This window comes from Candidatus Peribacteraceae bacterium (assembly GCA_041661065.1).
Classification (GTDB): domain Bacteria; phylum Patescibacteriota; class Gracilibacteria; order Peribacterales; family Peribacteraceae; genus CAIKAD01.
In genome coordinates this window covers 1,031,495-1,049,519 of record JBAZVD010000001.1, presented here as the reverse complement: position 1 = coordinate 1,049,519, position 18,025 = coordinate 1,031,495, and the positions used below count along the sequence as shown (strand labels likewise).

General features: G+C 63.7%; 15 protein-coding genes and 1 tRNA gene. 11 read left to right on the top strand and 5 right to left on the bottom strand.

Annotated features, from left to right (window positions below; translation table 11 throughout):
- Positions 1 to 60 precede the first annotated feature (60 nt).
- The gene (locus WC698_04795; GenBank protein MFA6039550.1) at positions 61 to 453 is read right to left on the bottom strand and encodes a hypothetical protein; all 393 of its coding nucleotides are present in this window, start codon (positions 451 to 453) and stop codon (positions 61 to 63) included.
- Here WC698_04795 and WC698_04790 point away from each other — a divergent pair.
- Positions 452 to 700, top strand: a complete 249-nt coding sequence (locus tag WC698_04790; GenBank protein ID MFA6039549.1) for a hypothetical protein — start codon at positions 452 to 454, stop codon at positions 698 to 700. The two genes, WC698_04795 and WC698_04790, sit on opposite strands and share 2 nt — an antisense overlap.
- 92 nt (positions 701 to 792) lie before the next feature.
- Here the strand turns inward: WC698_04790 and WC698_04785 are convergent, their stop codons facing one another.
- Positions 793 to 1,749, bottom strand: a complete 957-nt coding sequence (locus tag WC698_04785) for a patatin-like phospholipase family protein (GenBank protein MFA6039548.1) — start codon at positions 1,747 to 1,749, stop codon at positions 793 to 795.
- A gap of 50 nt (positions 1,750 to 1,799) precedes the next feature.
- Here WC698_04785 and WC698_04780 point away from each other — a divergent pair, with 50 nt between their 5' ends.
- The 5 genes from WC698_04780 (at position 1,800) to WC698_04760 (ending at position 8,465) form a co-directional block, all read left to right on the top strand.
- On the top strand, positions 1,800 to 3,209 hold the full coding sequence (locus WC698_04780; GenBank protein ID MFA6039547.1) for a hypothetical protein: 1,410 nt from the start codon (positions 1,800 to 1,802) through the stop codon (positions 3,207 to 3,209).
- Between the two features lie 95 nt (positions 3,210 to 3,304).
- Positions 3,305 to 5,266, top strand: coding sequence for an efflux RND transporter periplasmic adaptor subunit (locus WC698_04775; protein ID MFA6039546.1), 1,962 nt, complete (start codon positions 3,305 to 3,307; stop codon positions 5,264 to 5,266).
- On the top strand, positions 5,266 to 6,000 hold the full coding sequence (locus tag WC698_04770; GenBank protein ID MFA6039545.1) for an ABC transporter ATP-binding protein: 735 nt from the start codon (positions 5,266 to 5,268) through the stop codon (positions 5,998 to 6,000). Before WC698_04775 ends, WC698_04770 begins: the two co-directional genes overlap by 1 nt.
- Before the next feature lie 2 nt (positions 6,001 to 6,002).
- Positions 6,003 to 7,232, top strand: a complete 1,230-nt coding sequence (locus WC698_04765) for an ABC transporter permease (protein MFA6039544.1) — start codon at positions 6,003 to 6,005, stop codon at positions 7,230 to 7,232.
- Positions 7,233 to 7,235: 3 nt separating this feature from the next.
- Positions 7,236 to 8,465 (top strand): ABC transporter permease, encoded by a 1,230-nt coding sequence (locus WC698_04760; protein ID MFA6039543.1) that lies wholly within the window; start codon positions 7,236 to 7,238, stop codon positions 8,463 to 8,465.
- Positions 8,466 to 8,469: 4 nt separating this feature from the next.
- Here the strand turns inward: WC698_04760 and WC698_04755 are convergent, their stop codons facing one another.
- Positions 8,470 to 8,850: a VOC family protein gene (locus tag WC698_04755; GenBank protein MFA6039542.1), complete on the bottom strand. Its 381-nt coding sequence runs from the start codon at positions 8,848 to 8,850 to the stop codon at positions 8,470 to 8,472.
- 104 nt (positions 8,851 to 8,954) lie between these two features.
- Between WC698_04755 and WC698_04750 the strand changes: the two genes are divergently transcribed.
- Positions 8,955 to 9,356 (top strand): response regulator, encoded by a 402-nt coding sequence (locus WC698_04750; GenBank protein MFA6039541.1) that lies wholly within the window; start codon positions 8,955 to 8,957, stop codon positions 9,354 to 9,356.
- A gap of 22 nt (positions 9,357 to 9,378) precedes the next feature.
- Here WC698_04750 and WC698_04745 read toward each other — a convergent pair whose 3' ends face one another.
- Positions 9,379 to 11,703, bottom strand: a complete 2,325-nt coding sequence (locus tag WC698_04745) for a PAS domain-containing sensor histidine kinase (GenBank protein MFA6039540.1) — start codon at positions 11,701 to 11,703, stop codon at positions 9,379 to 9,381.
- A gap of 206 nt (positions 11,704 to 11,909) precedes the next feature.
- Here WC698_04745 and topA point away from each other — a divergent pair, with 206 nt between their 5' ends.
- Complete coding sequence (gene topA / locus WC698_04740) at positions 11,910 to 14,258, top strand: type I DNA topoisomerase (GenBank protein ID MFA6039539.1); 2,349 nt, start codon at positions 11,910 to 11,912, stop codon at positions 14,256 to 14,258.
- A 408-nt stretch (positions 14,259 to 14,666) separates the two neighbouring features.
- Positions 14,667 to 14,742 (top strand) — tRNA-Trp (locus tag WC698_04735).
- A gap of 121 nt (positions 14,743 to 14,863) precedes the next feature.
- Here WC698_04735 and WC698_04730 read toward each other — a convergent pair.
- On the bottom strand, positions 14,864 to 16,633 hold the full coding sequence (locus WC698_04730) for a tetratricopeptide repeat protein (GenBank protein ID MFA6039538.1): 1,770 nt from the start codon (positions 16,631 to 16,633) through the stop codon (positions 14,864 to 14,866).
- 129 nt (positions 16,634 to 16,762) lie between these two features.
- Here WC698_04730 and WC698_04725 point away from each other — a divergent pair, with 129 nt between their 5' ends.
- Together WC698_04725 and WC698_04720 are read left to right on the top strand one after the other, a co-directional pair.
- On the top strand, positions 16,763 to 17,026 hold the full coding sequence (locus WC698_04725; GenBank protein MFA6039537.1) for a hypothetical protein: 264 nt from the start codon (positions 16,763 to 16,765) through the stop codon (positions 17,024 to 17,026).
- Positions 17,027 to 17,084: 58 nt separating this feature from the next.
- A complete protein-coding gene (locus tag WC698_04720; protein MFA6039536.1) occupies positions 17,085 to 18,017 on the top strand; it encodes a 50S ribosomal protein L11 methyltransferase in 933 nt (310 codons plus the stop codon).
- Positions 18,018 to 18,025: the final 8 nt, after the last annotated feature.

Below are 18,025 nucleotides of genomic sequence, written 5' to 3'. Positions count from 1 at the left end.
AGGAGACCCCGGCCGTTTGTCCGGTGAAGCCTTGGCGGAGTCGGATCAGGCCAGGGAGCTTCACTCCTTTTTCTTTTTCCCGCCGCCCTTCTTTTCCGTGGTGATCTTCTTCCAGGAATCGAACGACACGAAGACCGGCGGAAGGAGCTCGAAGAGGCCGAGCATTGCCTGCGTCCCCTTCTTCATCACCTTGCGGGAATAGTGGCAGGGGAGGTCGCGGGCGAGCGTGACGGGCTGCCAGGCGACGACGGCGGAGTACTGGTGCAGGGGGAGGGGGAATTCCTTTCCGAATTCCCGCGCGAAAGCCTGTGCGTCTTCGAACAACTCCTTCGTGAGTGACGACACCCTGTCCTGCGCATGCCGGTTCATGTCCTTCCACCGGTTCCACACCTCAGGGGGAGGTGGTGGAGGCGGAGGCGTGTGGCCTTTCTTGGAATGAGAGGAGGAAGTCATGGAAAAGGCGGAAAAGTATACGGAGGCGGGAAAACGTGGAGAGGCGACGGGCGTCGAGACTCCCACTACTTTTTCTTCCCGCCGTGCACGGAAGGAGGAGGGGGTGGGGCGAAGTACGGGGGAGGTGGTGGCGGAGGAGGAGGCGGAGGAGGAGGCGGAGGAGGAGGCGGGGGGGGAGGGGGCGGTGGAGGCGGCGGCGGAGGCGGAGGCGGCGGTGGAGGCGGCTGCGGATGAGAGGGAGACGTAGCCATAACAAATGGGGGAGAAAGGACGGCGCTATTCTAAACTTCCACGGTTACGGTGGATGGATTTTGTCTTGTGAAGGTTACAAAAAGTAGTTCATTGTGCAATTGTTGAGAACGATAAGGATGATGAAGCATGGACGGCGATACGGCCGGGCATCGAGAGGTGATAGCGGTGAACTTTTTCCTTCCAACGCTGCACTTCTTCCATGTAATGCCGCAGGAGTGGCAAGGCGTGTTCCGCGGCCTCCTCCCCGCGCCGGATGATTTCGGCGGCACGAGGATAATCACTCCCCTTCACATCGTCCAAGCTCGGCTCAATGAGGAAGTACGGCGTCCGCAGCATGGAGAGTTGCAGCCTCTCGATCTGGCGCATGTTGATCGCGTGGATGGAGTCAAAAGTGCGGCGGAAGGGGTGGCTCTTCCCCAGGACGATGGGGGGGAGGAGGAGGGAGGAGAGCGGGAAGAGCGGCGGTACCGCGTGCGCGCGGTGCCTGTTATTGACCCCGATGATGAGGTCGACGTTCATCTGTTCCACTTCCAGGAACGGGACGTTCGTCAGCAGCCCGCCGTCGGTGAGGAGGTAATCACCGAAGGGCATGGGGGGGCTGATGTATGGCAACAGAATGGAGGCAACGAGCAATCTCCCCACGGGGCCGCGATCCAGCGAGACGGGCTTTCCCGACCGGAGATCCGTGGCCACCACACGAATGGGAATGGGAAAATCTTCCAGCCGTTTCGGCGGGATGTTCGCGGTAAAAAAGCGCTCCAATGCGTCGGTGTCGATGTGGAGGCCTTGACCGGTAAAGCGGAGGCAGCGTCGGAAGTTGAGGCGCTGAAAGTGTTCGAGGATGATATGTTCGAGTTCCAAGGCATTGCCGTTACTCATCGCATATCCCACACCCATGATGGTGCCGATGGAATTCCCCGCCACCGCTTGGGCGACGATGCCTTCCCGTTGGAGCACTTTCATAACGCCGCATTGCGCATACCCGCGCGCACCTCCGGAGCCCAACGCCAAGCCGATCCTCAGCGGTACGGATTCCGCAGACATATGTGGGGGGAACGGTAGCGTTTCCTCCACACCGCGTCTAGGATGACGGCGTGAATTTTGGCGCGCGCCTCCGCGAGGCAGTGTCCCTTCCGCCCGCCCTCCTGCGCGTCATTGCCGAGGAGCGACTCTCGGGACCCGCGCTCGGGCGACTGCAGGAACGCAAATTGCGCGGGCTCCTCTTCCATGCGTTCGACCGTTCCCCCTTCTATGCACGCCACTGGGGAGGGAGCGGCATCAGCCGCAGGCACTTGGAAACCGTCCCTCTGTGCGAGATCCCTCCCGTGTCCAAGCGCATGCTCATGGAGCATTTGGATGAGGTGTTCACGCTGCCCGCGCTGCCCAAATCCTCGCTGCAGGATTTTTTGGGGAGGAAGGACAACTTCTCCGCGCTGTTCGAAAACAAGTACTGCGCGGTCCACACGTCCGGGACGAGCGGGGACTTCGGCATGTTCCTGTGCGACATGCCCGCCTGGTCCTACGTACGCAGCCTCATCATCCGGCACGTCTCCCGTCCGCCCTTTTTGCCGGGAAACCGGCTGCGCATCGCTTTCTTCGGCGCGACCCAAGGGCATTTTCCCGGCATCACTCTCCTCCGTCACGTCCCTTCCCTCCTCTATAACCCTCTCTACTGCGCGGTGGACGAGCCCCTGAGCCGGCTCGTGCCGGCCCTCGAAGCGTTTCGGCCGCAGCAGTTGAGCGGCTACGCCCTCAGCATCGCCGTGCTTGCGGAAGCGCAAGCCGCGGGGCGCTTGCACGTGCAGCCGACCAGCGTCATCTGTTCCGGCGAACCCCTGAGCGCGGAGAAGCGGGCACTCATCCGGCGCGCCTTCGGCGTGGAGCCGGTCAATTTCTACGCCTGCGGCGAATCACTCGCCCTCGGCGTTGACCATGACGGGCGCGGGTTCCGCATGTTCGACGAGGCGCACGTGTTCGAAATCCTCAAGGGCGACGGCACGGCTGCGGCTCCCGGGGAGGAAGGGAGCGTCACCTTCACCAACCTCTACAACCGCATCCAGCCTCTCATCCGGTACGAAATGAAGGACCGTCTTCGCCTCAGTCCGCAACAGGACGGTAAGCGCCTCCTCGTGCAGGGGGTCGGCGGACGCGACGTGGACCTTGTGTGGTTCCGCACGTCCGACGGCACGATGGATTACATCCATCCCAGTACGCTCGTGGAGTTCTACGTTCCCAACGTGCGGAAATTCCAGTTCGCGAGTTACCGCGACAAGCTCGTGTACCGCGCGGTATTCGGGGAGGGGCAGCAGGAGATCTACCGGATCGCGGAAGAGAAACTGCGCCAGCTCCTGCGGGAGAAGGACATGCAGGATACGGTCACCGTTTCCGTGGAGCGAGTGCCGCATCTTCTCCCCGATCCCCGTACCGGCAAGTTCGCCACCATCACCGTCATGGAGCCGTGCTCTTCTCCGTCGAATGAACTGCAAAAAAACGATATTTATTAATGATGTCCAATAGGCTGTTCTGCTCATTCTTTAGCGTAAATCAACACTATCTAAACATGTAAAAATATAGTATAATAATAGTAATACACACTCCCATGGAGACACCCACATCCCCTCCCGTGGAAACAGGGTCGCAGGCACTCATCCCTGCCCCCCCTTCGCCGCTGCCGGCACCCTTGCCGATGCTGCCGTTGGAGATGGCACGCTCCCGGCCTTGGCGCTTGTGGCTCATCGGGTTCCTGATGCTCATTGCCGCGGGCGCCGGGGCGACAATCCTGCTTCTTCCGTCGGAAAACGCCGTCCTGGTGTTGGCGCCGGTCCAGCGGGGAACGGTGGTGCAATCGGTGGATGTTGTGGGCACGGTGAAGGCGGAAGTGGAAACATCGCTCCGTTTCAAGGCGCGCGGCACCATCCGAAAGATCCATGTGGGTGTGGGGGATAAGGTGTGGAAGGGAGACTTGCTCCTGGAACTCGATGCGGAGGAATTCACGGCGCGGTTGCGCGCGGCCGAAGCGGACATACGGACCGCGGAGGGGGAAGTGAGCAAAGGGGAAGCTGCGGTGAAGGACGCGAAAGCCAGCCTCCAGAAAGTCCGGGACGGCACCCGCACCGAGGAAGTGGACGTTGCCGTCGCGGGGGTCAGCCATGCGGAAGCCACTCTGGAAGCGGCCCGTCAGAGCCTCATCGCCGCGCGGACGCAGCAAGCCAACGGGAATATCGCGCGGCAGAAATCGGAGGAGACGCTGGCAGGCATCCGGCGCCAGCAGGAGACCGACCTCAGTGGCAAGGCCGCATCCGCGTACGAGACGACGGCAAGCCAGTACGCCGTCCTCGACCATGCGCTGTCCGTCATTGAGAGCGCGCTACAGGACAACGGCGCCGCGGATACGCTTGCCTTCCAGAAGCAGTCCCTCCTCGCCGAGGCGGAACAGAGCCGCCTGTCAGCCGTGGAAGCGCTGGCGGGAGCCGTCCCCAGCCGGCCGAATTTCACCACGCCCGCGCAGGCCGCCGCAGAAATGAAAGACGCCCTTGATGCGAGTGACGCCGTCTCCGTGTACGCCGATCTCGCGTTCGCCGTCTTCCAGAACACCATTGTCAGCAGCACCCTCTCCCAGTCCGCGTTGGATGCCTTCCGGGCTTCGATGAGCGAGCAGCGGCAAGCCGTGGTGGCCGCCCGCAATGCGCTCGTGGGAGCCATCGCCCTCCTCCGCGATACCGAGGAAGCGTACGCCGTGCAGATTGCGCGGCAGCAAGAGTCACTCACGGAGGCCATGAACGCCGTCCGCGACGCCCTGGAGAAGGAACGCTCCGCCATGCGCAGCGTGGAGGAGGCGGAGCGGCTCGTGGAGATGCGCAAGGCGGAGCTCGCGCTGGCTAAAGCCCCTCCCCTCGTCACGTCCGTGCATGAGGCGGAAGCGAAGGTGGAACAGGCGGAAGGGGCGCTGCAAGCGCTCTCTGCCCGGCTGGATTCTGCCCGTGCCGCGCTCACCATCGCGCAGAGCCAGTGGAACGATACGGTGTTGCATGCTCCCATGGACGGCACCGTCACCGACCTTCCCGTGGAAGAAGGGGAGTTCGCTTCCGAGCAGGTCCTCGCCATCAGCATCTCCGGGAGCGCGCCTTCCCGCGTGGAGTCCATGGTTCCGGATGTGGATATTCCCCTCGTGCAGCTGGGGAACTCGGCTGCACTCGTCCTCGACGCGTTCCCCGATACCCCCTTCCCGCTGCGTGTCACCCATATCGAACCCAGCGCCATCGTGGTGGATGGGGTGCCGAAGTACAAGGTGACGCTCATGTTCGTCACGCTGGAAGACACCATCCGCAACGGGCAGACGGGCGACGTGACGATTGAAACGCAGCGGCGCGAACAGGCGATCTACATCCCCCAGAGCGCACTGATGGAGCGCGAGGGGCATACGTACGTGCAAGTGGCGATCAGCAAGTGGAACGCGGAGCCCCGGGAGGTGACGACCGGAATCACGGGCGAACAGGACACGGTGGAAATCATCAGCGGCCTGCAAGAAGGGGAGGAGATCGTCCTCTCCCCCGCGTTCTGATGCCCCCGGATGCGATTCCCCTCATCGCGCTCGACCGCATTTCCAAAACGTACGTCGGCGGCGGCGGGACGACCGGCGTCCTGAGGGACGTAAGCTTCAACATCTATCCGCGCGAATTCGTGTCCATCATGGGTCCCTCGGGATCGGGGAAATCGACGCTGCTCAACATCCTCGGCTTCCTCGACCACGCCAGCAGCGGCACGTACCGTTTCGGCGGGCATGACGTCACGCGGTTCTCCAAGGATCAGATGGCCCTATTGCGCGCCATGAAGATCGGCTTCGTCTTCCAATCCTTCAACCTGCTCCCCCACCTCACGGTGCTGGAGAACGTGGCGCTGCCGATGATCTACAACGATGCGCTGCCCATGCGGGAGCGCCGGTCGCGCGCGTTGCGCTGCACGGAAGTGGTGGGGTTGCGCCACCGCGCGGACCATCCCGCCATGCTGCTCTCGGGCGGGGAGAAGCAGCGCGCCGCGATCGCGCGGTCCATCATCAACAACCCGGACATCATCTTCGCCGACGAACCCACGGGCAACCTCGACAGCGTGGCCGGGAGGCAGGTGCTCGCCCTCTTCCATGAGCTCCATAACGCGGGGCGCACCATCGTCCTCATCACGCACGAGACCTACACCGCGCAGCATGCGCAGAGGGTCATTGAAGTGCGGGACGGCACCGTGACGTCCGATCGGCCGGTGGAACATCGTCTGAGCGGGAGCGAACTCTTCCTCAAGTGACCATGCGCCTCTCCGATTTCTCCGGCACGTGCTGGCAGGCGCTCCGGACCAACCGTCAGCGCAGCTTCTTCTCCTCCCTCGGCATCGCCGTCGGCATCTCCGCGGTCATTCTTCTCACGTCCCTCGGCCGCAGCGCGCAGGGGATGATCTTGGACATCATGGGGAATATCCGCGCCGACCAGATGGCCATTTTCCCGGGGCGCGGGAAATTGGAACTGGGGCCGCGCAAGTACACGGACAGCCTCAAGTACGGCGATGAGGCGGCGCTGGCGAAACTCCCCGCCGTGGAAGCCGTCTACCCGTTCGTCCTCCTGCGCAACGAGGTGCTGTACCGCGGGCGCAGCGTCCATCATGAGGTGCGCGGGGTGAACGGCGTCTACCTTCCGGAGAACGACGTGCAAATCCGGCGGGGCAGGGGCATCACCCAGGAAGACGTGGAGCGCCGCAGGTCCGTGGCGGTGCTGGGCCCCGAAACGGCGCGCCAGCTGTTCCACACGGAGGATCCGCTGGGGAAGAAGGTGAAGATCGAAGGGCAGGCGTTCACCGTGGTGGGGATCGCCGAAGCCAAAGGCACGGAAGCCATGGTCGTGATCCTCAACGCGGACAAGCGCGTGTACGTCCCCCTCTCCTCGGCGCAAGCCCTGCGGGGGGAGAAGCAGTACTTCGATGCCATCTTCCTCACGGTCAGCGGGGATGCCGCCGCAGTCAAGCGCGAGACGGAACAGATCCTCCGCAGGCAACACGGCATCAAGAACCCCGAGGGGGACATCGAGAAGGACGATTTTTTCGTTGCCACCGGTGAAGAGGTGCAGCAGATCGTCGCCAACGTGAGCCGCACCCTCACGATGTTCCTCATCGCGCTCGCCGCGCTCTCCCTCTTCATCGGCGGCATCGGGGTGATGAACATCGTCTATCTCTCCGTGGAGGAACGGACGTTCGAGATCGGGCTGCGCCAGGCGCTGGGGGCGAAGCAGGGGGATATTCTCCGGCAAATTTTGGGGGAATCGGTCCTGCTCTGCCTCTTCGGCGGCGCCATGGGCGTGGTGCTCGGCGTCGGCCTTGCCGCCGGCTCCTCCTTCTTCATAGGGCTCTATCTGGACGGATGGGCTTTCGCGTTCTCCTGGATGCCGCTCCTCTTCGCGCTGCTCGTGGCCATGGGCAGCGGCGTCTTCTTCGGCTACTTGCCCGCCCGCTCCGCGGCGCAGCTGGAACCTTCCGACGCCCTTCGCTGAACCATGCACTTCTCGGACACCACGCTCACCGGCTTGCGTTCCCTCAGCCTCCAGGGGAAGAGGGCGGTGCTCGCGGCGTTCGGGATCGTGACGGGCGTCCTCTTCATCATCCTGCTCGCCTCCATCGGCCGCAGCGCGCAGCGCGTGATCCTCTCGCAGCTCAACAGCCTCGGCGTGGGGACCATCGTCATCTTCCCCGGCACGGGGGATAACGCCGCGCTCGTCCCGGACAAGTACGGCGACGCCCTCACCTTCGAGGACGTGGAGAGCATCGGGCGCTTGCCGCAGGTCGCCGCGCTCGCCCCCGTCATCTACTTCCCGCAGACGGTGAGCCGGGGGAGGGAAAACTACGACCCGCTCGTGGTGGGCACGAACGAGCATTACATCCCCGAGAACAGCAGCGGCACGCCCGCGCTCGGCAGGCTCCTCTCCGGGGAAGACGTCCGCAGGAGCAGGCGGGTGGCGCTCCTGGGGTGGGACGTGGCGGACAAGCTCTTCGGGCGGGAGGACCCCATCGGGCAGAAAGTGAAGATCCGGGACATGAGTTTCACGGTGGTCGGCGTCCTCGCCTCCAAGGGCACGCAGTTCTTCCAGAACCCCGATGCGCGCGTGTACATCCCCCTGCCCGCCGCCAAGATCCTCACGAACAGTTCGTCCTGCAGCATGGTCGCGCTCAAGGCGCAGGGGCAGACGGAAGCGGCCGTCGCCTCCATCAAGTCGCTCCTGCGCCGCCGCCACGCCATCGAGAACCCGGACGACGACCCGGAGAAGGACGACTTCTTCATCCAAACCCCCACCGAAGCCTCGAACATCGTGGGCCCCATCACGGACGCGCTCTCCATCCTGCTGTCGCTCGTTGCGTCCATCTCCCTGGTGGTGGGAGGCATCGGCATCATGAACGTGATGTTCGCGGCGGTGAAGCGCCGCACCCGGGAAATCGGCCTGCGCAAGGCGCTGGGGGCGAAGGACGGTGATGTGCTGTTGCAGTTCCTCTTCGAAACAATCCTGCTCACCGGCGTGAGCGGTGGCATCGGCATCCTGCTGGGGGTCGGTTCCTCCTTCCTGGCGGCGCTGGTTGCGCGGTGGTTTCTCCCCGAATGGGAACTGATCATCCCGCTCTCCTCGGTCCTCAGCGCCTTCGGCGTCTCGGTGGCCATCGGGTTGCTCGCGGGGATCTTCCCTTCGGTCCGTGCGGCGCACATGGAACCCGTGGAAGCGCTGCGGTACGAATAGCGCCCTACGCCGCCTCTTCCCACAGGGCGAACATGTTGCCTTCGGTGTCTTCGCAATAGGAGAAGAATCCCTTGTGGGGAACCTTCGTCCTGGGGACGAGCACCTTCCCCCCCAGCTTCACGGTTTTCACGATGTACTCATCCACGGATTCCACCAGCACGTATACCACCATGCGCTGGCTCTCCTCGAACCGCGGTGTCATGCCGCCCTGCACGCTGATGCCCGCGTTCGTCTGCTTCTTGCTTTCGGGCAGGACGTTGATGCTCCAGTAATCGACGCCGAAAGCCATTTTGTGGAAATGCCACCCGAAGAGCGCCTCGTAGAATTTCTGCGCGCGCTTTATATTCTTGGCCGGAATGTCGAAGTGGACGATGGGGTGGTTCATGGCGGTCTGCGTGAGCATAGCAGTGTGCCGGGAAAGCGGCCAACGCGGAAGGCGGGCTTCCCGCCCGGGGGTATGGTACGATGGATCCGTTCCCCCTCTTCCCCATGAGACGTATCCTGATCGTAGAAGATGACCCGCTCCTCGTCCGCATCTACTCCGTGCGCTTCCGCGAGGAAGGCTTCGAGTCGGAAATAGCGACGGACGGCGCGCAGGCGCTGGAGAGCGTCCGCAAGAACCCGTCGCAACTCATCCTCCTCGACCTGGTGATGCCGGGCATGGACGGCTATGCGTTCCTCACCGCCTACCGCAAGGAGGGGTTGCCCGCCGTCCCCATCATTGTCCTCAGCAACCTCGACCAGCCCGCCGACATCCGCAAAGCGAAGGAACTGGGTGTGACGGATTTCATCGTGAAGGGCGCCTCCGACCTGGATAAGATCGTCGCCAGGATCAGGGAACTCTTCCCCCCGGAATCCCCGGCCTCCACCGTCCCGCCGACGCAGCTCTGACTCTCTCTCCCGCCCCTTCCTTTCAGTACGACGCTTTCGGCGCGGTCAAAGGAAGGTAGACGTGGAACGCCGTCCCCTTGCCCAGCTCCGATTCGCACTCCACCTTGCCGCCGAGGATGGTGAGGATCAGGCGTACGGTGAAGAGGCCCAACCCCAGGCCGTACGCATCCGTCTTCTGCGCGTTCTCGGCGCGCCAGAACTTGGTGAAGAGGTGGGGGAGCGCCTCGCGCGGCACACCGATGCCGCTGTCGTGCAGGATCCAATGGACCATGCCTTTCTCCACGCTCAGGATGCTCTGGATCACACCGCCGGCGGGCGTGTACTTCACCGCATTCTCCAGCAGGTTCACCAGCGCTTGCTTGAGGAGCAGGGTATCGGAGGGGACGGACGGTACGGAACCGATCGCGGACTGGTTCACCGTGATCTTCTTGGCGGTGATCTGCGGGGTGAGTTCCTGCACCGTTTGCTTGATGATGGCCGCCAGATCCGTCGGGTCTATTGTCGGCCGGAGCTGCTTGCTCTCGATCTTCACGAGCTCCAGGATGTTCTGCACCACGCGGAACATGGCGTCGGACGCTTCCGCGGATGTCTGTACCAGCAAGTCCACGTCCGCAGGCGGCATCTCCTTATACTTCCGCAGCTGCAGGAGGGACCACTTCATGGCCGTGAGCGGCGTGCGGAGCTGGTGCGCCACGATGGAAACGTAGTCCGTCATGTCGTGCTCGGCGACATGCCGTCCCGTGACGTCATCCATCGAAACGAGGATGGTGTGCAGCACGCCTGCCGCGTCGAACAGGGGGATGGAATGGACCCTCCACGTCATGGGCGTCCCCACCCCGGACGTGACGACGATGCCGTCCTTCATACATTCCTCATTCGTCCGCTTGGTCGTGAGGGCGGGGATGTCCCCTTCGGGATACGGGGTGCCCTCCGCGGTGCGGAAGAGGCGGTGGATGTCGTGCAGGGTGGCGGGGGCGGGGATCTGGAGGCGCGAGAAGAGGGTCTCGGCGAAACTGTTGCTCTGCAGGAGGCGCAGGGATTCCGCCTCCACGAGGCAGATGCCGAGCGGCATGTTGTCCAATATCTGCCGCAGGACGAGGACCTGCTCATCCACCTGTCCGATGTCGGACGTCCGCACCACGAACCACTGCGGTTCGCCGAACTCCCCCGGCACAGGGGCCAGGGAGAGCGCCGCGCTGAAGCGCGAACCGTCCCTGCGCTTCTGGACCATGGCGCAGCTGAGCGGCTTCTTGCTGTTGCGTACGTAGGCGAGCTGCTGTTGGAAGGTCTTCCCGTTCCGCGGAGGCTCCAGCCATTCGTCGGGGCCGTGGTCCAGCAGCCCCGAGGGGGTGTCATTCATGAGGCGGAGGAACGCGTCGTTGGCGAAGGCGATCCTCCCGTTCTCGTTGAGGATGTACAGCGCCTCCTCCGTCTGCTGGCTGGCGAAGGAGAACGCCTCGGGGGGCGGGACGATGTGCGAGAAGGGGGAACCGTGGGCGGCCGAAAGCCGCTGGTGCGCACGGTATTGTTCCGCGGCGCGCTCCAGGGTGAGCATCTCCAGCTCCGCGGTGATCGGCAGGATGAGCGACCCCAGCATCCACAGCTCCGAGCTGAGCGCGGCGGCGTTCGTGTCCGCGCCGAAGGAGAAGAGCAGGTAGGTGATGGCAGCCTGCTGGAGGAGCGCGAGCCACAGGACGCTGTTCTCAAAGGAATCGTGCAGCCATGTCCCCCGCCAGAGAAGGAAGGCGAATGCCGCAAGGTTGAGGAGGAAGGGGAGGAGCTCCGGCCCGCTTCCCAGTATGCCCAGGGAAGGGAGCTGCGGCGGGAAGGGGACGGCCAGCCAGAGGCAGAGGATGAGGAACGGCGGCAACAGGAGCGCGAGCGCCATGGGAATGGGCCGCTTGCGGAATGTGCAGCCGTTCCAACGCCGGTGGAAGGAGAGGGCGTACCCCAGGAGCGTGGCGCTCGCGAAGAGGTGCGCGAAGAACGGGAGCCATGCGCGCATGGCGGGAACGGTCGTCTGCGGATGCAGCCAGGGGATGGAGGCGGATTGGTGGGCGAAGAGGAGGAGCGGCGCGATGGCGGCGATGGAGATCCATGTCCCCATCGCAAGGACGAAGCGCGGGAGGGTGGGTCGCACCATGTACCGGTGCGTGAGGAGGAGCGCCGCGAGCAATGTGGGCACCGTTCCGTACTGCCACAGGTCCACGAGGAACGGAGGGGGCGTGGCGCGCACGTGCGGCAGCAGCCACAGGATGGCCATGAACAGGAAGAAGACCGCCGCGAGGACGAGCGCCCGAATGGAGAACGCAGGCGCGTCCGGAGGAGGGGAAGGGTGGATCTCCATGGATCCGGCTATTATAGCAGTATTGAGCCCAAAACGCCATGTGGCTTGGGGTGCTCGAAGGTCCGCTTCCGAGGCTGTCCGTAGCGCATCCCGCGGCTCGGGGAACGGCGCCTTGTCATTTGACATCACTCCTTCCCCTTCTCTAGTCTCCCCCTTCGAGCGCCGTATCCTCGGTATCCTCGGACTCTTCGGCATCCTCATCACTCATGCCCCACCATCTCGTCATCGTCGAAAGCCCCGCCAAAGCCAAGACCATCAAGCGTTTCCTGGGGAAGGACTTCACCGTGGAAGCGAGCATGGGGCACATCCGCGACCTCCCTTCCAGCACGCTCGCCGTGGATACGGAGAACGGCTTTGAGCCGGAGTACGAGGTGCCGGCGGAGAAGAAGAATGTGGTGAAGAAGCTCAAGGATGCGCTCAAGGAATCCGACGAGCTGTGGATCGCCACTGATGAGGACCGGGAGGGGGAGGCCATCGGCTGGCACCTGACGCAGGTATTGAAGGAGGATCCCGAGACCGTAAAGCGCATTGTCTTCCACGAGATCACCGAGACCGCCATCAAGGCGGCCGTGGAATCTCCCCGCACCCTGGACATGAAGCTGGTGGAGGCGCAGCAGGCGCGCCGCGTGCTGGACCGTCTCGTCGGTTACACGCTCTCCCCGTTCCTCTGGAAGAAGGTGTACCGCGGCCTCTCCGCCGGGCGCGTGCAGTCCGTGGCCGTGCGCATGATCGTGGACCGCGAGCGGGAGATCCGGGCGTTCAACGCGGAGGAGTACTGGACGCTGGATGCCCTGCTGGAAACGGGGAAGAAGGAAGCGTTCAAGGCGGGGCTCAGCAAGCGCGACGGCAAGAAGTTCGTGCCGGGGTCCCAGGAGGAAACCGACCAAGTACTCGATGAGTTGAAGGGGGCCCCCTTCGCCGTTGCCTCCACCGATGAGAAGGAACTCAAGAAGTACCCTGCGCCGCCGTTCACCACCTCCACGCTCCAGCAGGAAGCCGCGCGCAAGCTGGGGTACTCCGTCAAGCAGACCATGATGATCGCGCAGCAGCTGTACGAGGGCATCAACCTGGGCAAGGGCGAGGGCATGATGGGGCTCATCACGTACATGCGCACGGACTCCGTGCACCTCAGCGACAAGGCGCTCCAGGACGCCGCCCAAACGGTGGAGAAGCACTACGGCCGCGAGTACGTCCTCAGCGAACCGCGCAAGTACAAGACCAAGTCCAAGGGCGCGCAGGAGGCGCACGAAGCCATACGCCCCGCCGAAATTTCCCGCACGCCGGAATCCCTCGCCGGCGTCCTCGACCACCAGCAGCTCAAGCTCTACACGCTCATCTGGAACCGCACCGTGGCCACGCAGATGGCCGCCGCGGAACTCAAGCGCGTGGGTGCGGACATCGCCGCCGGGCGCTACACGTTCCGCGCCACCGGCCAGACCATCCTCTTCGACGGCTTCCTCCGCCTCTACATGGAAGGGAAGGACGAGGGGGACGCCAAGCAGGATGAGGACGTGGAAGAGGGCGGAGCCCTTCTGCCGCCGCTCGCGCAGGGGGATCCCCTCAACGTGCAGGAGCTCAAGCCGGAGCAGCACTTCACCAAGCCGCCCCCGCGCTACACCGAGGCGAGCCTCGTCAAAAAACTCGAGGAGGAGGGGATCGGCCGCCCCAGCACGTACGCCCCCACCATCAGCACCATCCAGCAGCGCGGGTACATCAAGAAAGAAGGAAAGCAGCTCGCGCCGGAGCTCATCGCCTTCACCGTCATCGACCTCCTGGCCGAGCACTTTACGGACATCGTGGACACGCAGTTCACGGCGAAGATGGAGCAGTCACTGGATGACATCGCGGAGGGAGGGGTTTCCAGCGCCGATTTCCTGGGCGACTTCTACGGACCCTTCACAAAACTCGTAAAGGAGAAGACGCAGGAGATCCAGAAGAAGGACGTGCTGCCGGAGCGGGAGCTGGGCAAGGATCCGCAGACGGGGCTCCCGGTGGTGGTGCGCATCGGCAGGTTCGGGCCGTACGTGCAGCTCGGCCGCCTGGAGGATGCGCCGCAGGAGAAAGGCAAGAAGACGAAGAAGCCCAAGCTCAAGAGCGCATCGGTTCCCAAGCACCTCCCCTCCGAGGAGGTCACGCTGGAGCAGGCGCTCTCCCTCCTCTCCTTCCCCAAGGAACTCGGCTTGATCAACGGCGAACCCGTCACGCTGGCCATCGGGCGCTTCGGCCCGTACCTCAAGTGCGGGGAGGCGACGGTGAGCGTGAAGGACCGCGACATCATGGCCATCACCCTCAAGGACGCCGAAGAGATCATGAAGGAATCCAAGGAGCAGAAGCGCAAGGCGGCGGAGCCCCTGCGGAACTTCGGCAAGGATCCCGACACGGGCGGCACCATCCTCCTCAAGGACGGCCGCTTCGGCCCCTACGTGACGGACGGCAAGACCAACGCTTCCCTGGGCAAGAAGCTCTCACCGGAGACCCTTACTCTGGAACAGGCCATTGATTTGCTCCGCAAGAAGCGCCTCCGCGGCCCCAGCAAATGGCGGAGGAGGGGGTAGACCGGGTTCGTTCTCACTATGCTCGAACCACGCCACGGCATCTCGGCGTAGTCCCGTCCGCCGAGGCGGACGGACGAAGCCGGATGGCGGCGCAGGGGGTAGCCCGGGTTCGAGGGAAGTACTTGCATATCGAAATGGTGACGATAATCCTGTAGAATAGTACTGGTTTCCTCCGGTTGCTCTTTTTCTTTTCTCCCGTAGGCGCGTAGCTCAGTTGGTAGAGCACAGGTCTCTCGGATGATCTCGAGCTGAGCGCAATCCCGCGCGGCGGGAGCAGCGCGAAGCCGAGAGCATGCGATCCCCCGGAGCGAACGGAGTGAGCGGAGTGGGGACAAAACCTGGGTCGCCTATGGCTGCAGCACGACATACTATGATAAGTACAGATGACGATTGTTCTTTCCCTCATGTAGGCGCGTAGCTCAGTTGGTAGAGCACAGGTCTCCAAAACCTGGGGTCGCAGGTTCGATCCCTGCCGCGCCTGCCAGAGTAATAACTCACAACAACTCCCGGAAGTTCCTTGCATCTGCGAACGGCCGGCCATAGCCAAGAGGCAACGGCTGGCCGCGCCTTCCATGTCCTGTTCGCGCAGGTCTGATGCATTCTCCTCACTTTCCCATCAACTCCCTCGCCTCACCGTTCCCTCCGTCAATGCGGAGCGCCGTACGGAGGTGGGCTTCCGCTTCGTCCTTCTCTCCTTTTTTGAGCAAGAGCTTCGCCATCCCCACGTGCGCCTCGGCGGAGCTGGGGTTCCACTCGAGCGCCGCGCGCAACTCCGCCTCCGCGTCGTCCGTGTTCCCTCCCTGCAGGAGGAGCCGCGCGAGGGAAACGCGGGCCGCAACGTAGGAGGGGTCCAAGAGCACCGCCGTGCGGTACCGTTCCATGGCGCCCGCCGGATCCCCCGTCTGCTCCAGGAGCGAGCCGATGGAGAACACGGGTTCGGGGTTCAGGGGGTCCGCCTCCATCACCCGCTCAAACTGTTCTCGCGCGGAGGGCACGTCGCCGTTCGCCGCGTACACGAAGCCCGCGTGCAGGCGCAGACGTGGGTCATCCCCATACTGCAATCCTTCCTTGAGGATATCGAACGCTTCCTTGATCTGCCCCCGCTTGCGACGGATGCTGGCGAGCGACGCGCGCGCGTCCACAGACTCGGGATAGGTTTTGAGCACGTTGCCATAGATGGTTTCCGCAGAATCCCAGGTGAAGGTCTGGTGCACGGAGAGGCCGAGTGCAACCGTGAGGACGACGGTCACCGGCACCCAAAGTGTTTCGCCGGAAGGACGGTACCGTTCCAGGAGCAGGCTGAGGAGCAGTGCCAGGAGCAAAGCGATGCCCACCGAGGGGAGGTACGCGTAGCGGTCCACGGCGAAGAGGACGCTTGCGCCCTTGCGGCCGTGGAGGAGGGTGGGGGAGAGGGCGACGAGGTAGAAGAGGAACCCGAAGGCGAGGGGCCGGCTCCGCTCAGGATCGCGACGCCACAGGAAGATCACTCCTACGGTGAGCATGAGCAGCGCGAGGAGCGGGAGGAAGAACGCCGGCTCCGTCACGCTCACCTTCCCTTGGTACGGGTAGAGCACGCCCAGGTTGAAGGGCAGGAGGAGCTTCTGCAGGTAGAAGGCTGTGCTCTTGGCCGCCACGAGCAGCGTCTCCACGGGGGAGAGCATGGCGAGGATCCTCTCCTTTCCGCCCATGGCCACCAGGCCGAAGACAATGGAGAGGAAGAAGTGGGGAAGTTTCTCCACGACCATCCGGGGCGTCCATTTCCTGCGCTCCCACAGGAGGTCGTAGAGGAGGAAGAGCACGGGGAGCGTGACCGCCATCAGCTTGGCGAGGAGCGAGAGGAGGAGCGTTACGATGCTCCAGGCGTAGCCGCGCCTCGATCCTCCGCGATACTTCACGTACGCGATGAAGGAGAGGAGCGCGAAGAAGGTGGAGAGCAGATCCTTGCGACCCGCGATCCACGCCACGGCTTCGGTGTGGAGCGGGTGCACGGCGAAGAGGAGTCCCGCGAGGAGGGCGGGGAGCTTCTTCCCAGTCATGAGGAACAGGAGCCACATCACGAGCAGCGCGTTGCCCGCGTGGAGGAGAATATTCGTCAGGTGGTACATCCACGGCTGCAGCCCCGCCGCCATGTAGTCCACCTGGAAGCTTACGAGGGTGAGCGGGATATAGAGCTCGGGGTCGTACGTGGTAAAGGCCAGCCGCAGGCTCTCCGCGTTCACGCCGTGCGCGGCGAGGTTGTGCACGATGAGGAAGGAATCGTCCGCCGGCGCAAACCCCTGGAAGAGCGACCTGCCGTATGCCAGGAAGACGAGGGTAACCGTGAGAACCGAAACGAGGAACAGCGTCCGGGGGCGGGGGAGGGAGGGATGATCCATCGGTGGGAGTATAGCGGGCGGGTTGAAGAGCGGAGGCATCATCAATTTTTGGCTTTGTCCAGCCATTGTTGATGGAGAACAACTCTTTGTGCTTGTCCCGTGCAGCGGCGTGTGTACCGTAGCGGCAACATGTCTTCTCCTGAACATGAGGCAGAGCATGTGCTGACACCCTTCGCGGAAGAGTTGGTTCTGGACGTCGAGAGTGCGGTGAAGAGCGGTGACCCTGCAAACATCACCCGTATGGAACACATCCTCACGAGTTATGCGGATGAAAGGGAAATTGATTTCGCCGACCGCAATGAACTCATGCAGAAAATGTCCGCACTCCTGGCGGAGGAGCAGAACAAGGATACGAAGCAACCGCAGGGGGAATCGGAACAGCATGTGGCATGAAGAATCGGCGTGAAGATCGGAGGCGGTTGTGCCACACTGGCGCCGTTCCTCTTTCGTCATGATCGACTTCCACCGCAAGATGCTGGCGGATACCGTGCGCAACGAAGCGTTCGCCAAAGCGCTGCGCGCCGCGGTCAAACCCGGTTCCGTCGTGGCGGACATCGGCGCGGGGACGGGGTTCCTGGGGTTCATCGCGTCGCAAGCGGGAGCCAAGGAGTGCCACCTCTACGAGAGCGGGGACGTGTGGGCGGTGGGGAAGAACATCGCCAAGCGCAACGGCATCAAGAACTGCACCTTCGTCCACCGCCACTCGACGGAGGTGAAGAAGCCGGTGCCCGCGGACGTCGTCGTCTCCGAGACGCTGGGGAACTACGCGCTGGAGGAGCACATCCTGGAAACCATGAACGACGCGCGGGAACGGTACCTCAAACCGGGCGGCACGCTCATTCCGCGCGGCCTCACGCAGTTCGCCTGCCCCATCATCAGCGACAGGCCGGTGAGGGAGTTGGACGTATGGGGGCAGGTCGGCTTCGGCCTGGACTTTACCCCCGCGCGCGAAGTGGCGTTCCACAACGCGTACGTGCGGACCATGCTCCCCGCGGATCTCCTCGGCGGGGGGAGCGCGGCGCAGGTGGTTGATGCGCTGGATTTTACGCAGCCGAACGAGAGCCGCCGCGCGCTCACGGGGCAGTGGAAGGTTGCGGAGGGCGCCTCGGTCTACGGGTGCGCCCTGTGGTGGGAGGCGGAACTCGCCCCCGGCATCATCCTCTCCACCGATCCCTCCAAGGCGGCCACGCACTGGGAACAGATCGCGCTCTTTCTCCCGGAGCCGCTGCATGCCCAAGCGGGCGACGCCTTGATGCTCACCCTCACGAGCGACACCGCGGTGGGGCGGGGGATCAACCTCACGTGGCAGATGCGGGTGTTCCGGGGCGGGAAGAAAGCGGGGGAGTCGATGATGATGGACATGCGCAAAGGGCATTTGGATTGAGGCGCCTG

What these genes read in the sequence shown, in the direction of transcription:
- WC698_04790 (MFA6039549.1), top strand. Translation starts at nt 452, where the DNA reads ATGGAAAAGGCGGAAAAGTATACGGAGGCGGGAAAACGTGGAGAGGCG.
- WC698_04795 (MFA6039550.1), bottom strand. Translation starts at nt 453, where the DNA reads ATGACTTCCTCCTCTCATTCCAAGAAAGGCCACACGCCTCCGCCTCCA.
- WC698_04785 (MFA6039548.1), bottom strand. Translation starts at nt 1,749, where the DNA reads ATGTCTGCGGAATCCGTACCGCTGAGGATCGGCTTGGCGTTGGGCTCC.
- WC698_04775 (MFA6039546.1), top strand. Translation starts at nt 3,305, where the DNA reads ATGGAGACACCCACATCCCCTCCCGTGGAAACAGGGTCGCAGGCACTC.
- WC698_04770 (MFA6039545.1), top strand. Translation starts at nt 5,266, where the DNA reads ATGCCCCCGGATGCGATTCCCCTCATCGCGCTCGACCGCATTTCCAAA.
- WC698_04765 (MFA6039544.1), top strand. Translation starts at nt 6,003, where the DNA reads ATGCGCCTCTCCGATTTCTCCGGCACGTGCTGGCAGGCGCTCCGGACC.
- WC698_04760 (MFA6039543.1), top strand. Translation starts at nt 7,236, where the DNA reads ATGCACTTCTCGGACACCACGCTCACCGGCTTGCGTTCCCTCAGCCTC.
- WC698_04755 (MFA6039542.1), bottom strand. Translation starts at nt 8,850, where the DNA reads ATGAACCACCCCATCGTCCACTTCGACATTCCGGCCAAGAATATAAAG.
- WC698_04750 (MFA6039541.1), top strand. Translation starts at nt 8,955, where the DNA reads ATGAGACGTATCCTGATCGTAGAAGATGACCCGCTCCTCGTCCGCATC.
- WC698_04745 (MFA6039540.1), bottom strand. Translation starts at nt 11,703, where the DNA reads ATGGAGATCCACCCTTCCCCTCCTCCGGACGCGCCTGCGTTCTCCATT.
- topA (MFA6039539.1), top strand. Translation starts at nt 11,910, where the DNA reads ATGCCCCACCATCTCGTCATCGTCGAAAGCCCCGCCAAAGCCAAGACC.
- WC698_04730 (MFA6039538.1), bottom strand. Translation starts at nt 16,633, where the DNA reads ATGGATCATCCCTCCCTCCCCCGCCCCCGGACGCTGTTCCTCGTTTCG.
- WC698_04725 (MFA6039537.1), top strand. Translation starts at nt 16,763, where the DNA reads ATGTCTTCTCCTGAACATGAGGCAGAGCATGTGCTGACACCCTTCGCG.
- WC698_04720 (MFA6039536.1), top strand. Translation starts at nt 17,085, where the DNA reads ATGATCGACTTCCACCGCAAGATGCTGGCGGATACCGTGCGCAACGAA.